We start from the raw sequence: 19,161 nt of genomic DNA on the forward strand, positions 1-19,161 counted from the left end.
AGGGATCACGATGGACGACCTGACGGAGATGCTGAAGGGCACGCTCGAAGGGTGCGTGCTCGAAATCATCGGCAGGGAGGAGACCTACGGCTACGCGATCACCCGTCAGCTGAACGAGCTCGGCTTCACCGACGTCATCGAGGGGACGGTGTACACCATCCTGCTGCGTCTGGAGAGGAACGGGCTCGTCCAGGTGACGAGACGACCGTCCGGGGTCGGTCCGCCGCGCAAGTTCTACGCGCTCAACGGCGCCGGACGCGAGGAACTCGCGAAGTTCTGGGCGAAATGGCAGTACGTCTCATCACGCATCGACAGGCTCAAGGAGGGCGGGAGATGAACTTCTGGGAGACCATCACGGGCAGCGATCTCACCAGGGAATGGAAGGCGTTCGAAGCCCGGGCCGAGGCCCTGCCCGACGACCACCGGGCGGCGTGGGAACAGATCAAGGGCCACCTCCTTCCCCATGGGGACTTCAGCGGCCGCAACCTGACGCCGATCGTCGACGCCGCCCTGGGGCTGCTCGAAGAAGCGGCGGCGGACGGGCAGAGCGCCCACGAGGTGCTCGGCGACGACATCCGAGGCTTCTGCACGGCGCTGGCCGGCGGCGAAGGGGCCCGGACCTATCGCGACCGGTGGCGCCAGCAGTTGAACAGGAACGTCGCAAGGAAACTGGGCCGGCTGGGAGGCTGACATGAGCATCCAGGACATCATCGAGGGCAAGAAGCAGTGGCGGGCGCACACGGCCCGGGTCAAGGCGCTCCCGCCGGACTACCGGATCGTCTACAAGGAGATGCAGAGGTACCTGTTCAAGGTCGGGCCGGTCGACCTGCCTGACGGCCCCCTGCTCCCCGGCATCGTCGACTTCTTCGAGGAGGGCGCCGCCGCCGGCAAGGGGGTCCTGGAACTCATCGGCCACGACGTCGCCGCGTTCTGCGACGACCTGGTCAAGGACTCCCCCACCCATGCGGACGCCTACCAGGAGTCCATCGGCAAGCACCCTGGCACGGCGAAGAAGTAGCACCGGCCGCCCCGTGCCGCGGGCGCAGTGAACCGGCGCGGGGTCCTCGCACCCCCTCGGGAGCGGTCACCTAGGCTGGCGCGGTGACTGATGAGCAGGAGCGGGTGCAGCCGTCGGGAGTGTGGGCCACGGCGGTGGGGGTGGCCAGGGTGCGGGCGCTGGAGAGCGAGCGGGCGAACGCGCTGTTCCGCGACCCACTGGCACAGGCCTTCGCCACCGCCGGCGGCCTGTGGCCCGCCTCGCCGCCGCCCGACGACGAGGCTGCGCGACGCCGCCGGCTGGCCGTGTCGTTCTCCATCGTCATCAGGACGAAGTTCCTCGACGACCTGTTGCGGCAGGCCGTCGCGTCCGGGATCCGGCAGGTCGTGCTGCTCGGCGCCGGCATGGACAGCCGGGCCTTCCGGATGGACTGGCCCAAGGGCACCCGGCTGTTCGAGGTCGACACCGCCGAGCCACTGGACTTCAAGGCTTCGGTGCTGCGCCAGGAGCGGGCCGTCGCACGCTGCGAGCGGATCACCGTCGCGGTGGATCTGCGTGAGGACTGGCCGGCCGCGCTGGCCGCCGCGGGTCACGACCCGGCGGCGCCGACCGTGTGGATCGCCGAAGGACTGCTGATCTATCTGCCCGAGGACGCGGTGGAGCTGCTGCTGGCCCGGATCAGCGCGCAATCGGCGCCAGGCAGTCGGATGGGCCTGACGTTGGGCTCGCGCGGCGTGATCGAACGCTTCGGCGCGGACGCCGCGCCGGGATCGGCGGCGTCCATGTGGGTCTCGGAGATGCCCGACGACCCGGTGGACTGGCTGTCCGGGCACGGCTGGGAAGCCGACAGCCACACCCTGCGCGACCGCGCGGCCGCCTACGGCCGCCCGATCAACACCCCGCCGCAACACGAGGAGCGGCCCGGCGGACTGATCTCGGCGGTCCGCCGGTAGCGCGCCTCACGGTTCCCCGGATGATCGATTCCAAGGGGCTCCGATAAGTGGAGCCAGGCTCATGCGCGGCCGGCCGTTCATGCGCACGCTGACCGCCTACGACCACTGGACGCCTTTGAACCGCTTGGAATCGATCGTCCAAAGGCTGACAAGGCTGATGACGAACAGCTCCAACTCAGGCTGCCCGGCCCACGATGCCGGTGCGGCACGGGGCGTGGTCGGGGTCCTGTTCGGCGCACAGCCGGGTGTCCGGGTCGTCGCCAGGCATGGCCCAGCTGCGCAGATCCTCGATGCGGGGCGCGTTCAAGCCATAGCTGGCGTAGCCCGCCTCGTCCCGCCACTCGGCGCCCGCAAGGCGGTCGCGGAGGTCGGGCAGGCTGAATCCTGCGCGCGCGGCCGCCGCCCGAAGCGCTCCAGATCGGCGTTGGTGCAGTGCCGGGAGGCGGCGTAGCCGCCGGTGAGGACCAGGGAGTACGGGATGCCGATGGCCAGGACATCGGCGAGCAGCCAGCAGTGCCGATCAGGAAGCCCTTGTCGAGGAAGCGCTCAAAGTCCTCGCGCTGCCCCTCGGCCAGGACCGTGCGGTACAGGCTCATCCGCGACTTGACAGCAGCCAGCTCGTAGCAGATGCACCCCAAGACCATGCTCGAACTCGCCGTTGCCGGGATCGACCACCGCCACGAGCACGGCGCCTGGTCGGCGACGATCGCCTGACCGGGCGTCATGAACCACCGGCTGCCCCCAGCTGGGTGCGAATACGGTGGCCTACAACCGACATCGAGGCCCATGTCCTGCCCGCGCCGAACCCGCATGCTGGTGCGGGCGCAGGGCTGATGGGCTCCAGCATGGTGGCCGATTTGGTCATGCTGGGGCCTCCTCACAGGCTGCGGGCCGTGATGTCGCCGTAGGAGGTGGTCGCGTGGATGTTCAGCGCGGCTGCTGCGCCTTCGATGTTGTTGAGGGCGTTGTGAATGCGTCCATAGCTGGTGCCCGCGTCTAGGGTCGCGGAGGCTCCGTGGGCGGCGCCGACGGAGATCTTGCCGGACTCGGTGCGCAGCGTGAGGGTGCCGTGCAGAGCCTCGGCGATGTGGATGTCGCCCGCCGCGACGCTGATCTCGCTGTCCCCGGCCAAGCGGCCGACCGAGACGTCTCCGGCGTGGACGGTGAGGCGCAGGCTCGCAGTCTCGTCGAGCTGAGCCGTGCCGTGGGCGCCGTCGAAGGTGACGTCTCCGAGGCGTCCAACGGTGCGGAACTCGGCGGCGCCCGACTTCGCCTCGATGCGGGAGCCGGCGGGCAGTTGGACGGTCACGTCGAGGGATCCGGAGGCGCCGAAGTACTCGTTCTTCACCGGGGTCTCGATGCGCAGGACGCCGTCGACGTAAACGACCGTGGTCTGCTCCGCGGCCTTCACGTCAGGGTTCTTGGAGGCGTCGGCGGGCTTGACTTCGACGGTGGTGTCCACCTTGTCGGCGGCGATGACATGGATGCGGCCGGCGGAGATGTCGAGGACGGCCGTGATCGGGGCGGCGGTGGCGAACTTCTGCATGGTGTGCTCCTGCGACTCGCTGTCTTCTGCGGATTCTGCGGCTGTTCGCCGCGATGTCGTAGAGAGTGCGCGGGGTGGGTTTCAGTGGGGCGTTACTGCGGTTTCAATGGGCTTCAGGCGGGCCGGTGTGGCGGGTCGGCCGGTCCTGAGGGCGGCTGCCGACGGCGTACGGACAGGCGTCTCGATCGTCGCCGGGCCTGTGGGCGGTGAGGTTGTGCGTCGTTCCCTCCCGGGGGAAATGCCCACGTCGCAGGGTGGGAGCACCGGGAGTTCGCTGCCCAACTGCCAACTGGCTCAGAGTAGTTGGCTGTTTCGTCGCCGCTAGTGATCTACTGGCGGTAATCCCAGGAAGGAAGATCTGCCATTCCCACCAAGACTCTGCAGATTCCCACCGCCGACGGCCGGGCCGACGCCTTCGCCGCCTTTCCCGAGCACGGCGAGCAGCACCCCGGCGTGCTGTTGTACATGGACGCCATCGGGCTGCGACCCGTGCTCAAGGAGATGGCGTCCGAGCTGGCCGGCCACGGGTACTACGTGCTCGTGCCCAACCTCTTCTACCGGTACGGCACGGCCCCGGTGGTCGAGGTTCCCGAGTTCATCGGGCAGGAGAACCGAGCCGAGCTCTTCGGCCAGTTGATGCCCATGGTCCACGCGCTCACCCCGGCACTCGCACTGCGCGACGCCGAGGCGTACCTCGCCTTCCTCGCCGACCAGCCCGAGGTGAGCGCCGGGCCGGTCGGCGCGGTCGGCTACTGCATGGGCGGCGCGCTGGCGCTCCGTACCGCGGTGGCGCACCCCGAGCGGGTGGCCGCCGTCGCCGGATTCCACCCCGGCGGCCTGGTCACCGACGCGCCCGACAGTCCGCACCGCCTCGCCCCCAAGCTCACCGCCCAGGTCCATTTCGGGCTCGCCGAGCACGACCTGACGGCCGAGGGCATCGCCGAGCTCGACCAGGCGCTGGACGCCGCCGGTGTCGACTACGGCGTCGAGGTCTACCCCGGCACCCTGCACGGTTTCACCATGGCCGACACGGCAGCTTTCGATCCCGCCGGGTTGCAGCGCCATTGGGACCGGCTGCTGCCCCTCCTCGGCCGCACGCTGGGCAACGGCTGAGGGTTCTCGTACGGTTGCCGGCGCCCGGCTGATGGCCGCGCGCCGGGCCGTCAGGTCAGGCCTGTCGGCCCGCCGAGGCGGCGTACGAAGAAGTGGACAGCGCTGTCCACCTCGAACCTGGGCAGTTCCTTGTGCTGGCCCGCGTTCGCGTGCAGCGTCTTGTCCTTCGAGACGAACGCGTCGAACAGGGCCAGGTTCCTCTTCTCGTGGGACGTGCTCGTCGTCCCACTGGAGGTCGTACTGGATCGGGACGGTGATCCGCCTGGTCGTCTCGGCCAGCGGGTCGGCCAGAACAGGCCGAAGACCGCCGCCGTGATGCGGAGTTCGGCCGCCATCGGCGGGGTGCCGATCGCAGTGCCCATGTTCAGGCCGTAGTCGCGGACCGGGGCACCCGCGCCGATCTCCGGCAGCTCCTGGAGGGCGGGCCCGGAGCGGGCCCGTATGCGGGCAACCAGAGGACGCCCGTGATGTCGCCGAGGGTGATTCGCGCTCGACGATGGCGTCTGTGGACGTGCTGGTGGCGTCCCGGGCACGGCGGCAGGCCGGGCGGGGTCACGCCGCGGGGGCCGTACGGAGTGCGCACAGACGGCACTGGAGGGCAGGGTCTACGGGGGCGCCGCCGCGTACGGCGGGGCCGCCGGGGCCTGCTGAGGGTGCATCGGGGCGTACGGGCCGGGCGCCGGCGCGGCGTACTGCGGCGGGGCCGGGGTCTCGACATACGTCGCGTTCACAACCGTCGCGCCTGCTAGGCGGTCGGCCACCGTGCGGCCGGAGTACGTCGACAGGACGTTGAACCAGAACACCACGACCGAGCCGAGCCAGGCGATGACCAGCCAGATGGGGTGGCCGGAGATCAGCAGGCAGCGGGCGAAGGAGAAGCAGCCGACGTCCGCGAGGGTGGTGACGGCGGCCCGGGCGGCCGCGCGGCCGAGGGCGTGCGGGGACAGGCGTACGCCCAGAAGAGCCTTGTCCAGGGTGCGGCCGGTGAACGTCAGCCACTCCCAGCGGTTGGCGAAACGTCGTGGCCGCCAGGAGCAGGAAGCCCCGCATCAGCGCGGAGACCACCTGGTCCCACAGGGACACCGCGAACTGGCCCGCCTTGTCTATGGCGTCGCCATCTCCGGTGATCAACGCCAGGTCGAGACGTCCAGTTGGGGCGCGTCGTCCCAGGCGTCGGTGATCTGGTGGACGGGTGTAGAGGCCGATCGCGTACGCGGCCGCGACGACGAGGGCGAGGGCGAGGGCGAGGGCGAAGTCCAACGGCCCAGGCCAGCGCACGGCGGGCGGTGGCCGAGCGGTTCTCGGGCGCTGAGAGGACCTGGGGGGGTGTGGTCGGCTGAGTACGCGTTTCTCAACTCGGAGCGTCGAAGGCGTGGCGGGCTGCGGGCGATAGGCAGAGAAGTTGACGGATGGCGACGCGGCCCACGTACGGGTGCCCGTCGATCTCCACGGGCAGTGCGGCCAACTCAGGGTCCCGCCGGTGATGCTGCTGAACTGGGCACTTGAGGTGTCGGCTTACGTCTCCACTATTCTGTCTTGCTAAGTACCAGTAGTCAGCGTTACTGTGTACCGGTACTCAATAGCGCTGACTAGCGCAGGGAGGAGGTGTTCCGTGACCAAGCTTGAGACGGAGATGCTCAAGGGCACACTGGAGGGCATCATCCTCGCGTCCCTGTCCGGCCGGCCCGCCTACGGCTACGAGATCACGGCACGGCTGCGGGAGCAGGGTTTCTCCGACATCGCCGAAGGGACCATCTACGCGCTGCTCCTCAGGATGGAGAAGCGCGGCCTCGTGGATGTGGAGAAGGTTCCCTCAGAGAAGGGGCCGCCACGCAAGGTGCACTCCCTCAACGCTCAGGGGCGGGAGTACCTCGAAGAGTTCTGGAGAACGTGGAGCTTCCTCACGGAACGACTGGAACAGCTCCGCGAAGGGGGAAAGTAGCCATGTCCGATGTGGAAAAGAGCGGCTTCATCGCGAAGGTGATCGGGCCCAAGAAGCGCTGGCGGGCGTACAAGGCGCGTGTCAAGGAGCTTCCCGAGAACCACCGCACGGCGCTCGAGGCGATCGAGCGGTACCTGATGCACTTCGTGCCGACCGACGAAGACAGCAACGCGTCGATGTTCGAAGACCTCGCCGACCTGTTCGAGCAGGCCGTGGCGGACGGAACGCCGATCCGCGAGATCGTCGGGGAGGACCCGGTGGAGTTCACCGCGGCGTTCGTCCAGAACTACACCGAGGGCGGCTACGTCCCCGCCCGCGCACGCAAGCAGCTGACCGACGAGATCGAGCGCGCCGCCGGTAACGAGACCGGAACAGACGACAAGACGGTCTGATCGCGCCTCAGCGCATCGCCCCCAGGGGGGCCGAGCACCACTTTCATCGCCTTTCTGCACAGCGCGGCCGCGGGGTCATGCCCGGCCGGCCGCCTCGCGCCGCATGCCCGCGGCGCCGTCGGGACCGACCACTGCGTGCAAGGAGATTCATGATGGGAAACGGCAACAACGGCTTGCCCGAAGCAGGTCTGCGCCGACTGCGCGAGGTACTGGAAGCGCATGTCGAGTCCAAGAAGATCCCCGGACTCGTCGCCCTGGTCGGCCGGGGCGAGGAGACCCATGTCGAAGCGATCGGGACGATGCGCCATGACGGCGGCGCGCCGATGCGCCGGGACACCATCTTCCGGATGGCCTCGACGACCAAGCCGGTCGCGGTCGCCGCGACGATGGTCCTGCTGGACGAGTGCCGGCTGCGACTTGACGACCCGATAGATCAGTGGCTGCCGGAACTGGCCGACCGGCAGGTGCTGAAGAGGCCCGACAGCCCGCTGGACGACACCGTGCCGGCGCGGCGTCCGATCACCGTACGGGACCTGCTCACCTCCACCTGCGGGCTCGGGCTGGACACGACGGCGATGAGCTCCCCGATGATGAGCGCGTACTTCGAGCAGAGGGTCTACGGCGAGAACGGATGGATGCTGCCGGCGGTGGAGCCGGACGAGTGGATGCGCCGCCTGGGCACGCTCCCGCTGATGTACCAGCCCGGCGAGCGGTGGCTGTACAACGTCAGCGACGACGTGCTCGGGGTGCTGGTGGCCCGGGTCACCGGCCAGTCGTTCGAGGCGTTCCTGCGGATGCGCATCTTCGATCCGCTGGGGATGAAGGACACCGGCTTCCACGTGCCCGCCGACAAGATCGACCGGCTGCCGCCGCTGTACGCCCCCGACCCGCAGACCGGAGAGTTCACCGTGGAGGACCAGGCCGAAGGCGGGCAGCACAGCAAGCCTCCGGCGTTCCAGTCCGGCGGCGGCGGACTCGACTCCACCGTCGACGACTACCACGCCTACTTCCGGATGCTGCTCAACCACGGGATGCACGGCACCGAGCGGATCCTGTCGCGGCCGGCCGTCGAGCTGATGACCACCAACCGTCTCACGCCCGAGCAGACAGCCGCCCTACAGGCCTGGGCGCGCAGCGTCGTCCATCTGTCACACGGCCAGGGGCAGACCGGTGGCTGGGGCTTCGGGATGACGGTGCGCACCTACCGAGGCGACTACGCGCCCATAGGCCAGTTCGGCTGGGACGGCGGAGCCGGCACCACGACATACGCCGACCCGCACAACCAGCTCGTCGGCATCCTGCTCACCCAGACCGGGATGTCCACCCCGGACTCGGCGCGGGCCATGCAGGACTTCTGGACCACCCTCTACCAGGCAATCGACAACTAACCCCGCCCTACCTGGTCGAGTCGGCCGGCGCCGGCTTCCTCGGCCAGCTGGGGGTGGCACCTTTCCGGGCCAGTCGCCTGGTCATGAGAGCTCATGACCAGGCGACCCACCAAGGCGCCGAAGCCCAAGACCGCTCGCCCCCCTCACTGACGAACACCGACGACACCACTCCGAGAACCCCGGTCACACTGAGCGACTCTGTCGGGAATCTTGAGATTCCAAGGTCACTTGCCTTGGCGCCACCAGAGGGGCCGGGGTAGCCCGCGGGCTTCGAGGTACTGCTGGAACGTTGTGGGTCGCCTGGGACGGTGGGTGGAAGTGGCGGGTTCCTGTTGGGCGAGGCGTTCGATGTTGACGGCGATGGCGGTCAGGACATGCTGGACGTGGGTCCTGGCCAAGCCGCGGTAGCGGCAGCGCCGCATCTGATGGTTGTTGACGAACTCGTTCACTGTTCCCTCGACGCCGGAGCGGGAGGCGTAGAGGCGCCGCCACTCGTGGTCGTGCTGGTCAGCGCGATGACGTATCAGGAGTTCATGGAGGTGGCGGGGGAGGAAGTTCACAGTGCGTGCGGAGAGACCGGGCGCACACGAAGTGCGCTGCGGACAGGGGTCGCACTGCCGGGCATGGAAGCGGACGACCGTGTAGGGGGCCATGGCCGGTGGTTCCAGCCAGGTCCGGCTGGTCTGACCTGCGGGGCAGGTGACCTGGCGTTGGTCGAAGTCGATGGTGAAGTCCTCGCGGGCGAAGCCCTTTTCGCGTCTGCTCTTTTGGGGATTGCCCCGGTTCAGCGGCCCGACCAGGTCAATGCGATGGTCGCGGGCGGCAGCGTCGAGCAGGGCGACAGAGGTGTAACCGCCGTCGACGAGGTGCTGCGCGGGCAGTAGCCGGCGGTGCCGGAGGCGGGCGTGGATGCCGGGCAGGGCAGTGCTGTCCGCCGCGGACGCCACGGTGGCCACGTCCGTGATCACGTTGATGCTCGTCTCGCCGCAGGTCTCCGTGACGTGGGTGAGGTATCCGGTCCAGCGCGTGTTGCCCCGGCGGACCCACCGGGCCTCGGTTTCGTAGGGCGACTCGATCCGGATCCTGGCCGGTGCCAGGCCGTCCCGCTCGGTGCGCGGCCGCAGCTGCCCACGGGCATCGACGACGAAGTGCTGCACCATGATCTGCCGCAGTACTTCCAGCATGGGTCCCAGGACCTGGCCAGGGCGATTCTCCTGGAAGCGTCCGAGCAGGTCGCGGGCATCCAGGCCGGTTTGGGTGAGCCGGGCGACGGGGTGACTGGGCTGGCTGCACATCCGCACCGGCCGCCCGTATCGTTCACCCCACTCGGCCGTCACCAGGCCGTCCAGCATCTCGGTCGCGTCGCGGGCCAGTTCCTCCAAGGCTGCCCGCACCGCCTCGGTGACCAGCTCCAGCCGGGTCAACTCCCGTGCTGTGGACAGGACATAAGTGGAGTCGGTGCGCTGTCGTCCGCGCTCCTTGACCAGCCCGGCCGTCCGTAATCGCTCCAGCATGAGATCCAGCAGGGCATCTGCTCGGTCCCCCTGGGCCAGCCGGTCGCGGAAGTCGGACAGCACACTGTGGTGGAAGCCCGGATCGTCAAGTTCCAGGCCCAGGGCGTACTTGAAATCGATTCTGCAGCGGACCGCTTCGGCCGCCTGCCGGTCGGACAGCCCGTGCAGGAACTGCAGCACACAGACCGTGGCCAGCTGGGCCGGCGACAGACCCGGCCGACCGTCCTGTGGATACCAGGCGACGAAATCCTCGTCCCGCCACAGCCCATCCAGCCGGTCCCGCACCCATATCGCCGTCGTCCCGCGGGGATTGCTCGCCCGAGCCACCCGCGCGGTCAGGGGCGGGATCTGGACACCGGAGCGCGGGCGGATGGACATCGAGCACCTCACGTACGGCCGTCAAGTTCATGAACCACCCTGAGCATGCCCGCCGATCAAGCCACCGCGCCTGAAGTCCTCAAGATTCCCGACAGAGTCGCCCAGTGGGTCACCTCCGCCGGGCAGATGGTCCACTTGGAGGCGGATCAGGGTGCCCTCGATGACGGGAAGTTCACCGTCGTGGTCGATCCACGCGCTGCGGGTGGTGAGCCGGGGGTGGATGCGGTCCCAGGCCATGGTCTGGGCGGTGCCGTAGCGGTCGGTAATCTGCACGGTCTCCGTGTCGGGCTCGCCCCACGTGTCGGGTCTGGCGAAGCGGAACTCCTTGCCGTGCTTCGGCGGTCGCCCGCCGAGAGGATACGACAGGGCGTACTCCTTGAGCGTGGGCGTCGGCCGTCGCATCACCCGGTCCGAACGCATCCGTCCCAGCACCTCAACGGGCAGGCCGTCAAGGAGATAGGCCGTACGCGGGGCGTCGTAGCCGGCGTCGGAGACGACCAGGATGTCGTCGTCCCCGGCTTCCCACTGTCCCTGGTCGATCAGATCGGTGACAACGCGGCGGACCTGGGCGGCGGTGACCTCGGCTGCATCGTCGTCGGGGCCGAGCCGGACCGCGTCGAGCAGCTGGCACCACGACGTCCGTCCGGTCTCCAGCACGGCGACGAAAGAGTACGGCCAGCCGGGAATGAACTGGTCCGAGGAGCGTCCCGAGCGGCCGTAAACGTGACAGAACAAACGGTCGGGGCTGGTCGGCGCGTCGAGCCGCAGCCACGCGGAGACATCGACGGCCAGGACCAGGCGCCCGTCCGCGGCCTTGGGCTGCGGCAGCATGGCCAGCGCCTTGCGCAGCCTGGCCACGTCGATGCGCCCATGGTTGAGCGCGTCGTCCAACGCGCCGTGCCCACGCCGGTGTTCCGCCAGCAGCATCAGGTCGACCGGCGATGTGACCGGGCCGTCCTCGCAGAGCATCGCGTCGCACAGCTCGAACAGCGTGTCACCGCGCCGGGTCAGACACGTGTAGAGGTCCTCCCTGAAGTGGGACGTGAAGTCGATCGCCTCGTGCCGGGCACTGTGGTCCAGCAGACTCACTCCTGCGGCCTTACCTATGAGTGCGCTTCCATGACGGAACGCATGTTCCCGCGAGCGCCGTCCGCCTGTCCGGTGAACTCCCCAGCGAGCGCCCATGTACGGGTCACTGTTCGAGGCCCCCGGCTGAAGGACGGTTCAGCCAACTGCCACGACATCGGCCAGGCTCACAGCGGGGCAGCCGAGCATCCCCGTCAGCACGCGACGCTGGCGCTCGGTAAGGGTGGACAAGAAGAGCGCCGCGTCGGCGTCCGTCTGCTCGCAGAGTGCGGCTACTTCGCGGACCTTTCCGTAGCTCAGGAGTGTCCGTGAGGAATAGGGGAAGGCCATCTTCTTGGCCCCGCCGTCCGAGACACCGCGGCGCTGAACGATACGGCCCACAACGCGCACACCGTGCTTCGTCGCCTGCTGGGCCGCCGTGTCCATCAACGCCGCGAAGTCCTTCTGCTTGCCGGAGAAGTAGCCGACGAGTACAACCTCAGTTCCCTCGGTGGCCGCAGCCTGATGCTGGACCGTCGCTGGCCGCACATGGCGGACTGGTCGTCGATCGCGCCTTCGATCCTGATGCATGGCTTGCAGGTTAGAGGCGCTGCTGCCTGCGTCGACACAGATTTTCCCCGACCGGCACCACCAACGCGATCGTTCCGCTGAGGGGCGACCGAGGTTAAATGCCAAGCTGATACGGCGAGAGCGGCGGCCTCGGCCGGTAGGGGCCCAGGTCACCGCTCTCGCGATCCGTGTGTGGTGGGAGGCGGGGTCAGTGGGTGGCGAGGGCGGCGTCGGTCGCGTTCTGGTCGGCGGTCTCGGCAGCTGGGGCTTCCTTGTCCTTGCCCTTCATGAGGAAGACCGCAAGGATCGCGGCACCTACGACGCCCGCGGCGCCGACGAGGAAGCTGGCGGACATGGCGTCGGTGAAGGCGCTGTGGGTCGCGTTGAGCAGACCGCTGTCCTTGGTCTGGGCCGAGGCCGCCAGCGCGTCGCCGATGGAGTGGCGGGCCGCCGCGGGGGCGTCGGCGGGCATGTGGTTGGTGAACGTGCTGGAGAGGATCGCGCCCAGGATGGCGACGCCGAGGGCGGCGCCGGCCTGCTGGATGGTGTCGTTCAGGGCCGAGCCGACTCCGGCGTGCTCGTCCGGGATCGCGCCCATCATCGCGGCCATCGTGGCGGGCATCGCGAGGCCGGCGCCCGCGCCCATCAGGACCATCGCGCCGGCCAGGACGCCCCAGCCCGACTCGGTCGTCAGGTTGGCGAGCAGTGCGAAGCCGGAGGCGATAACGAGAAGGCCGAGGACGGCCATAGCGCGGTTGCCGGTCTTGGCGAGCAGGGAGGCGCCGATGGCGTTGAACAGGAGGGTGGAGAGCGCGAGCGGGGTGAAGGCGAGGCCGGCCTCGGTAGGGGTGTAGCCGAGGACGAACTGCAGGTACTGGGTCAGGACCAGCATGAGTCCGCCGTTGGCGAGGGTGAGCAAGACCAGTGAGAAGCTGGCGCCGGTGTAGACCTTGTCGCGGAACAAGGCGAGCGGGATCATCGGCGACTTCGAGCGGGTCTCCCAGATGCCGAACGTGATCAGGGCTGCCACGGTGACGACCAGGGACATCTGGGTCGACTGGTGAGACAGGCCGCCCTTGGGGAACTCGTTGATCGTCCAGACCAGCGCGCTCATCCCGATCACCGAGAGGACCATGCCGACCGGGTCGCCCTTGCGCCAGGGGCCCTTGGACTCCGGCATCAGCACCATGGCGGCGATGATCGCCAGGATCGCGATCGGGATGTTGATGAGGAAGACGACGCCCCACCAGAACTGGGCGAGCAGAGCGCCGCCCAGGACGGGGCCGCCGACCAGGCCGACCATGGCCCCCGCGGACCACACGGCGATCGCCTTGGGGCGTTCGGCCTCGTCGAAGACGGTGATGAGGATCGAGAGGGTGGCGGGCATGACCAGCGCGCCGCCGACCCCCATCAGGGAGCGGCCGACAATGAGCATCGCGGGTGATGTGGCCTCCATGGCCACCACTGAGGCCACGCCGAACAGGGCGAGACCGATGATCATCGTCTTCCGCCGGCCGAACTTGTCGGAGAGGCTTCCCGCGGTGAGCAGGAGGCCGGCGAAGACCAGCATGTACGACTCAAGGACCCACTGGATGTCCTGAGCGCTCGCGCCCAGGTCCTCCGCGATCGTCGGGACCGCCACGGTGAGCACCATGTTGTCGATGACGAGCACCAGGGTGCTGAGGCATAGGACCACGAGGATCAGCCAGCGGCGGGGGTGACGGGCAGCAGCTGTCGCTTCCATAGTCATCTCTCTGAAAGGCGCACGGGTATCCCGGACTGGCGGGGCGGTGCGCGATGGGGGTGGCTTTGGGCGCAGACGGCCGGGACGTGTGGAGGCGTACGTCTGCTGAAGGGTGGTCAGGCTCCGGCGGGCGGGACCCACTCGACGAGTTCGATGACGACCCCGTTGGGATCGGTGAGCTGGAGCGTCCACTCACCCCAGGGCTTCTGGCGAAGCGGTGTGGTGATGGGGGCGTTCTCCTGGCGCAGCCGGGCGTGTTCGTCGGCGATGGCGGTGACGGTGAATGTGACGGTCACGTTCGTTGGCCCTCGGCCGTTCGTCTGCTCGGGCGGGGACTCGGCTGAGCGCTGCAGCAGCACGATGTCGGCGGCTTCGTCGTCACGGCTGAGGCAGATGTACTCCTCGCTCAGGGACACCACCTCCCTGAATCCGAGGTGGGCGGTAAAGAATTTGGCCGAGGCGGCTGCATCGTTGACGTACAGGGCCACGGCGGAGGCGGTTATGTTCATGCGGTCGCCGTGTGGGTGCGCCGCGGCTTCCCCGGTGGCGTCGCATCGCGGGTACGGATCATGTGGGACTGCCCTCTGCTGGGATCAGATGTGTAGTCGGCCGGGCATCGGCGACGAGATCCAGCATCGGCCGTGGCCAGCGGGGGGAACAACGGCCAATCCTGCAACGTTCGTTAACCCACAGGTTTATGACCACAGGTTCATGGAGGGCCGGGCACGGTGGAGCTGCGCGACATCGAGATATTCCTGACGCTCGCGGAAGAACTCCACTTCACCCGGACCGCCGAGCGGCTGCATGTCTCACCGGCTCGGGTCAGCCAGGCCGTCAAGAAACAAGAACGCGTCATCGGCGCCGAGCTGTTCGAGCGCACCAGCCGCGCCGTGCGACTGACCGCGGTCGGCGAGCGACTGCGGGACGACCTGGAGGTGGGCTATCGCCAGATCCAGCAGGCCATCGCTACGGCCTCGGCGGTCGGGCGCGGCATCACGGGCGTGCTGAAGGTCGGCTTCTCCAGCGCCTGGTGCGGCAACCTGATCGTCAAGGCCGCCGACCAGTTCCGGACCCGCCATCCCGGCTGCGAGGTCCAGATCGCTGAGATGCCGCTGCATGACCGCTTCGGGGCGCTGCGCGCGGGAGACATCGATCTCCAGCTGACCGAACTGCCCGTCGACGAGGACGACATCGTCAACGGGCCCGTCGTCTACTCCGACCAGCGCGCCCTCACTGTCCCTGCTCACCACCCGCTCGCTCAGCGGGAGTCGGTCCGCCTGGAAGACCTCGCAGGCATCCCCCTGATCACGATCACCGGCCCGCCGCAGTACTGGCTCGACGCCCACCTGCCGCACCGCACGCCGGCCGGGCGCGCGATCCCGCGCGGGCCCGCCACGATCGCCTGGCAGGAGGCACTCTCCCTGGTTGCGGCGGGCAAGGGCGTCTGTCCCACCTCCATCCGTTCCGCCCGCTACTACGCCCGCCCCGACCTCGCCTACATCCCCCTGCTCGACGCCCCTCCCATCGAGTTCGGCCTCTCCTGGCCAGCCAGCGGCGAAACCGTCGCTGTCCAGGACTTCGTACGGACCCTCCTCGAAGCCGCGGACAAGGAGACCCCGGCATAGCCCCTTCGCCTGCCGGTGGGGCGTGCTCGTGGCCGGGCCCCCGCAACCGTCCTGGTTACGCCGCCGACTGAGCACGTAGGGTGCGATGTCGCAGGTCAAAGCGTGTGGCTGACGGAGGGGGAGAAAGCGGTGGAGCTGCGTGACATCGAGATATTCCTGACGCTGGCCGAGGAGTTGCACTTCGGCCGGACCGCCGAGCGGTTGCATGTCTCACCGGCCCGGGTCAGTCAGGCCATCAAGAAACAGGAACGCGCGATTGGCGCCGAGCTGTTCGAGCGCACCAGCCGCGCCGTGCGGCTGACCACGGTCGGTGAGCGACTGCGCGACGACCTGCGGCCGGTCTACCGGGGGCTTCGGCAAAGCCTTGAGCGGGCCAGAGCGGCCGCCCTGGGCAAGATGGACATCCTGCGGGTCGGCATGATGCCCAGCAACGCCCATGACCTGCGCGCGTACTGGGACACCTTCCGCTCCCGGCACCCCGAGTGGGGACTGCGGATCCGCCACAACGGGTTCATCGACCCGTTCGCTCCCCTGCGCGCCGGCGACATCGACCTTTTGGTGTCCTGGACCCCGGTCGAGGAACCCGATCTAACGGTCGGGCCTGTTCTGTTCACCGAGCACCGGGTGGCTCTGGCGGCGCGGGACCACTTGCTGGCCGACCGGAAGTCGGTCTCCGTCGAAGTCCTGGGCGACTACGGCGTCATCGGCTCGACCACACCGCTGCCTGGCTACTGGGAGGACGCCTTCATGCCGTTCCAGACCCCTAAAGGCCGACCGATCGACCGCAACCACACCGCGGACAACCTGGACGCGCTGTACACCATCGTCGCCGCCGGTGAAGCCGTCAACAGCCTCGGCGCCCACGTCACCCGTTACTACACCCGCCCCGACATCGTCTACCTCCCCCTGCACGACGCCCCCCGCCTGCACTGGAGCCTCGTGTGGCGCACCGGCGCCGAGAACGACCTCGTCCGGGCCTTCGTCCAGGTGGTCCGTGACCTGGGAACGGCGGCGCTCTAAGTGGCCACTGGGTGCTCTGAGGTGGGGGCAAACCTGCTCTGTTGATCTCCCCCATCCATCGTGTGACGAGGTTGTCGCCGTCGACTGCGTCTACGAACACCAAGCAGGGGCGGGCAGGGCTTCCACACCTGTGCCACCGCGAAGCCCTGGCAGACGACTTCGACCGAAAGCCGGACATACCGTCAACTCCCATGAATATACAGGGGAGTTGACGGCAAGCCGTTCACTTCCGACCCGCCGGTCAGCTCGGTGTGTGCACACGTGCCCGCGGGCTGCGACTCGCCGAGCCGTCCAACTGCGGCGTATGGATGGGGCCGGACGCGGTCCGGCGGCGCACCAGGAGGCTCTGCGTTCCGAGGGAGACCGCCAGGTAGAGGTAGAGGGCGGAGAACCCGAGCGCTCCGGCTCCCGTGGTCTTGTCGATCCACGCGCCGATGCTGAACTGGGCCGCGACAGAGGCGAACCACAGGGTCGTCGTGCGAGCCGTGTCCTTACAGAGGGCCGGCCCTCCGGGTTCACGCCATACGCTCACGGTGCGGGCCCGTGCCACCCCGAATCCCGCGCCCACGACGAGGCTCGCCATCACGAGGGAGACGGTCGCGGCGTCCAGCGGGTGGTGTTTCACGACGGATGCCACACCGAAGGAGAGTGCGAGTATCCCCAGCGCGGCCAGGAGCCCCGGCAGCGCCGGGTGACAGTTCTCGCGTACGGTCCTGGCGCGCTCCTGCCGGTGTACGACCAGCGCGACGATCACGAGCCCTAAGGCGATGCCACTGCTCACAGTTGAGGTCCCTCCGATATGCCGCCTCGTGACAGCAGCGGCCGCCGGACCCTCTGCTCACCGGCCGACGGGACAGCATGACGGCAAGGTTGCCGAGTCCCGGAATTCGCGGCTGGAAGGCCTGGCGCAGCTCCAGCTTGCAGAACAACAACCGGCCGAGGCAAGGAAATCGAGGCCGAAGCGGCTCCGTGCGGCCTCGCACCATCCGTACCGGCAACAGGACAGGCGGTGGGAGACACACCGGCCGTGCACCGGCGCCTTGGCGCCGCCCGGCAGACAGGATGCCAGGCGGGCGCCATAGCGACTTGCGATGGCGCCAAAACGGTGCCACTATGGCGTCATGGACCTTACTCCGTACGTCGACAATCTCCGGCACGAGCTCGCGGTCGCCGCGGATGCGGGCGGAGCCGAAGCACGGGCCCTGGCCGAGCGGCTCTCCGCTCCCCTGGAGTCGGCCGCCCGGCTCACCCTGCTGAACGCGCTGTCGGCCGCCATGGGTGAGGTCACCCGTGATCTGGCACCGGGCTCGGTCGACGTACGGCTTCGTGGGCTCGATCCCGAGTTCGTGGTGACACCGCCGCCGAGCCAGGAGGCGTACGAGGATGCGGGAGAGCGCGCGAGCACGCCGAACGGTGCGCGGGCGCCGTTGGCGCCCGCCCCGACGGACGGTGACGACGGCAGTACCGCGCGGATCAACTTCCGCCTCCCCGCCCATCTCAAGAACCGGCTGGAAGAAGCCGCGGCCCAGGAGGGCCTCTCGGTCAACGCCTGGCTGATCCGGGCCGCCGCCACTGCCCTGGAACCCGCCGAGCCCAGCCGCATGCAGGGACGCAGTAGACATCTGGGCCGACAGGGGTACACGGGCTGGGTCCGCTAGCGCGGACGCGAACCCCACCACCTCTCACCCCTCCCCGCCGCATCGGCGGGAACGCACTCCACCGCCACGAGAACGGGACACCATGCCCACTTTCGACACCCCAGGCCCCATCTCCGTCACCGTCGAATTCGACGTCGGCTCGGCACGGATCACCGCAGGCAAGCGCACCGACACGGTCGTCGATGTGCTCCCGAGCAACGGCGCCGACGACATCGACGTACAGGCCGCGCAGCAGACCAGAGTCACCTGCTCGGGCGGCAGACTGCTCGTCAGGGGACCCAAGAAGCACTCCCTGTTCGGCAAGCCCGGGTCGGTCGAGGTGAACATCGAGCTGCCGGCCGGATCTGACGTCCAAGGCACCTCGTCCATGGCGGACTTCACCTGCGCGGGCCCGCTCGGGGACTGCCGGCTCAGGACCGCGCTCGGTGATATCCAGATCGACGAGGCCAGCACCGTGCGGCTGGGCACGGACCACGGCGACATCCGCGTGGACCGGGTGACGGGGGACGCCGAGGTCTCCGGCGCCGGCCGGATCGACATCGGCGAGATCGCGGGGACAGCGACGGTCAAGAACGTCAATGGCGAGACCACCGTCGGCGAGGTCACCGGCGAGCTACGGGCGAAGGCGTCCAACGGCCGCATCTCCGTGGGCATCGCGCATGCAGGGGTCGACGCCAAGTCCGCCAGCGGCGGCATCCGGATCGGCGAAGTGGCGCGCGGCCAAGTGGTGTTGCAGACCGCGGCCGGTGATGTCGAGGTCGGCATCCGTGATTCCACCGCAGCCTGGCTCGACGTGAACACCCGCATCGGCAGCGTGCGCAATTCCCTCGGCGCGTCCGAGGGCCCCGCGACGTCCGACGAGACCGTCGAGGTACGCGCCCGCACTGGAGTGGGCGACATCGTGATCCGCCGCCCCTGACCCCCCTCGCACGACCCCAGCGATATGGCTGCCACGACCCGGGGCGTCGCACAGTATGCGCCCCTGGCGACAAGGCGCTGCCGAGGTACCGGCTTCGCACGGCCCGGGCCCGACGTCACGGGCGAGAGCGCCACCGAACCGGCTCTCCCCGCTCCCACTCAATCCGACCCACACCGGACGTGCCGCTCGCGCCGCGCTCTGCGTCCCCGCACCGTTCCCCGCACGGGACGACCGTCAACTCCACCTCGTGATCGTCCGCCCCGGGCGACTTCGTGCTGCCCGGACGGCATCGGCTTGCCGGACCACCCGGCGGGCAGCCGCCGCACCATCGTTTCAC

Annotated in this window: 20 protein-coding genes and 2 pseudogenes; 12 read left to right on the forward strand and 10 right to left on the reverse strand. The window is 68.9% G+C overall.

The window, feature by feature from the left end:
* Positions 1-10 precede the first annotated feature (10 nt).
* The 4 genes from OHA17_RS40850 to OHA17_RS40865 all read left to right on the forward strand — a co-directional run bounded on the left by OHA17_RS40850 (position 11) and on the right by OHA17_RS40865 (position 1,950).
* Positions 11-337: a PadR family transcriptional regulator gene (locus tag OHA17_RS40850; RefSeq protein WP_331721398.1), complete on the forward strand. Its 327-nt coding sequence runs from the start codon at positions 11-13 to the stop codon at positions 335-337.
* Positions 334-690, forward strand: coding sequence for a DUF1048 domain-containing protein (locus OHA17_RS40855; RefSeq protein ID WP_331721399.1), 357 nt, complete (start codon positions 334-336; stop codon positions 688-690). The genes OHA17_RS40850 and OHA17_RS40855 overlap by 4 nt, the downstream gene beginning before the upstream one ends.
* Before the next feature lies 1 nt (position 691).
* Positions 692-1,018, forward strand: coding sequence for a DUF1048 domain-containing protein (locus OHA17_RS40860; protein ID WP_331721400.1), 327 nt, complete (start codon positions 692-694; stop codon positions 1,016-1,018).
* A gap of 83 nt (positions 1,019-1,101) precedes the next feature.
* A complete protein-coding gene (locus OHA17_RS40865; protein ID WP_331721401.1) occupies positions 1,102-1,950 on the forward strand; it encodes a class I SAM-dependent methyltransferase in 849 nt (282 codons plus the stop codon).
* Positions 1,951-2,125: 175 nt separating this feature from the next.
* Here OHA17_RS40865 and OHA17_RS40870 read toward each other — a convergent pair whose 3' ends face one another.
* Both OHA17_RS40870 and OHA17_RS40875 read right to left on the reverse strand, forming a co-directional pair.
* Positions 2,126-2,257, reverse strand: coding sequence for a hypothetical protein (locus OHA17_RS40870; RefSeq protein WP_406510979.1), 132 nt, complete (start codon positions 2,255-2,257; stop codon positions 2,126-2,128).
* A 570-nt stretch (positions 2,258-2,827) separates the two neighbouring features.
* Complete coding sequence (locus OHA17_RS40875) at positions 2,828-3,496, reverse strand: DUF4097 family beta strand repeat-containing protein (protein WP_331721403.1); 669 nt, start codon at positions 3,494-3,496, stop codon at positions 2,828-2,830.
* 363 nt (positions 3,497-3,859) lie between these two features.
* Here OHA17_RS40875 and OHA17_RS40880 point away from each other — a divergent pair, with 363 nt between their 5' ends.
* Positions 3,860-4,609 carry a dienelactone hydrolase family protein gene (locus OHA17_RS40880; RefSeq protein ID WP_331721581.1) on the forward strand — a complete coding sequence of 250 codons (750 nt, stop codon included), beginning with the start codon at positions 3,860-3,862 and terminating at the stop codon, positions 4,607-4,609.
* 50 nt (positions 4,610-4,659) lie between these two features.
* Here the strand turns inward: OHA17_RS40880 and OHA17_RS40885 are convergent.
* Together OHA17_RS40885 and OHA17_RS40890 are read right to left on the reverse strand one after the other, a co-directional pair.
* Positions 4,660-5,031 (reverse strand): annotated as a pseudogene (locus tag OHA17_RS40885) (alpha/beta hydrolase); the annotation flags it as partial.
* Between the two features lie 183 nt (positions 5,032-5,214).
* Entirely contained in the window at positions 5,215-5,415 is a 201-nt protein-coding gene (locus OHA17_RS40890; RefSeq protein ID WP_406510980.1) for a hypothetical protein, read from the reverse strand.
* Positions 5,416-6,221: 806 nt separating this feature from the next.
* On the opposite strand from OHA17_RS40890, the gene OHA17_RS40895 reads away from it, so the two are divergent.
* From OHA17_RS40895 to OHA17_RS40905, 3 genes are all read left to right on the forward strand, one after another.
* Entirely contained in the window at positions 6,222-6,551 is a 330-nt protein-coding gene (locus OHA17_RS40895; RefSeq protein WP_331721406.1) for a PadR family transcriptional regulator, read from the forward strand.
* A 2-nt stretch (positions 6,552-6,553) separates the two neighbouring features.
* Positions 6,554-6,943, forward strand: coding sequence for a DUF1048 domain-containing protein (locus OHA17_RS40900; protein WP_331721407.1), 390 nt, complete (start codon positions 6,554-6,556; stop codon positions 6,941-6,943).
* 152 nt (positions 6,944-7,095) lie between these two features.
* Positions 7,096-8,331 (forward strand): serine hydrolase domain-containing protein, encoded by a 1,236-nt coding sequence (locus OHA17_RS40905; protein ID WP_331721408.1) that lies wholly within the window; start codon positions 7,096-7,098, stop codon positions 8,329-8,331.
* Positions 8,332-8,555: 224 nt separating this feature from the next.
* On the opposite strand, the gene OHA17_RS40910 is transcribed toward OHA17_RS40905, so the two are convergent.
* From OHA17_RS40910 to OHA17_RS40930, 5 genes and pseudogenes are all read right to left on the reverse strand, one after another.
* Positions 8,556-10,223, reverse strand: a complete 1,668-nt coding sequence (locus OHA17_RS40910; protein WP_331721409.1) for an IS1182 family transposase — start codon at positions 10,221-10,223, stop codon at positions 8,556-8,558.
* 102 nt (positions 10,224-10,325) lie between these two features.
* Positions 10,326-11,306 (reverse strand): annotated as a pseudogene (locus OHA17_RS40915) (transposase); the annotation flags it as partial.
* Between the two features lie 141 nt (positions 11,307-11,447).
* Positions 11,448-11,879, reverse strand: a complete 432-nt coding sequence (locus tag OHA17_RS40920; RefSeq protein WP_406510981.1) for a hypothetical protein — start codon at positions 11,877-11,879, stop codon at positions 11,448-11,450.
* Positions 11,880-12,066: 187 nt separating this feature from the next.
* Entirely contained in the window at positions 12,067-13,602 is a 1,536-nt protein-coding gene (locus OHA17_RS40925) for an MFS transporter (RefSeq protein ID WP_331721411.1), read from the reverse strand.
* Positions 13,603-13,718: 116 nt separating this feature from the next.
* Positions 13,719-14,111, reverse strand: a complete 393-nt coding sequence (locus OHA17_RS40930) for a VOC family protein (protein WP_331721412.1) — start codon at positions 14,109-14,111, stop codon at positions 13,719-13,721.
* Positions 14,112-14,330: 219 nt separating this feature from the next.
* Here OHA17_RS40930 and OHA17_RS40935 point away from each other — a divergent pair, with 219 nt between their 5' ends.
* Positions 14,331-15,227 carry a LysR family transcriptional regulator gene (locus tag OHA17_RS40935; protein ID WP_331721413.1) on the forward strand — a complete coding sequence of 299 codons (897 nt, stop codon included), beginning with the start codon at positions 14,331-14,333 and terminating at the stop codon, positions 15,225-15,227.
* Positions 15,228-15,356: 129 nt separating this feature from the next.
* Positions 15,357-16,247, forward strand: coding sequence for a LysR family transcriptional regulator (locus OHA17_RS40940; RefSeq protein ID WP_331721414.1), 891 nt, complete (start codon positions 15,357-15,359; stop codon positions 16,245-16,247).
* Positions 16,248-16,488: 241 nt separating this feature from the next.
* Here OHA17_RS40940 and OHA17_RS40945 read toward each other — a convergent pair whose 3' ends face one another.
* Positions 16,489-17,028 carry a hypothetical protein gene (locus OHA17_RS40945; protein ID WP_331721415.1) on the reverse strand — a complete coding sequence of 180 codons (540 nt, stop codon included), beginning with the start codon at positions 17,026-17,028 and terminating at the stop codon, positions 16,489-16,491.
* 340 nt (positions 17,029-17,368) lie between these two features.
* Here OHA17_RS40945 and OHA17_RS40950 point away from each other — a divergent pair, with 340 nt between their 5' ends.
* The gene (locus OHA17_RS40950) at positions 17,369-17,905 is read left to right on the forward strand and encodes a toxin-antitoxin system HicB family antitoxin (RefSeq protein ID WP_331721416.1); all 537 of its coding nucleotides are present in this window, start codon (positions 17,369-17,371) and stop codon (positions 17,903-17,905) included.
* Positions 17,906-17,987: 82 nt separating this feature from the next.
* A complete protein-coding gene (locus OHA17_RS40955) occupies positions 17,988-18,824 on the forward strand; it encodes a DUF4097 family beta strand repeat-containing protein (RefSeq protein ID WP_331721417.1) in 837 nt (278 codons plus the stop codon).
* The last annotated feature ends 337 nt before the right edge of the window (positions 18,825-19,161 follow it).

The sequence above is a fragment of the Streptomyces sp. NBC_00212 genome (genome assembly GCF_045206365.1).
In the GTDB taxonomy this organism is placed as follows: Bacteria; Actinomycetota; Actinomycetes; order Streptomycetales; family Streptomycetaceae; genus Streptomyces.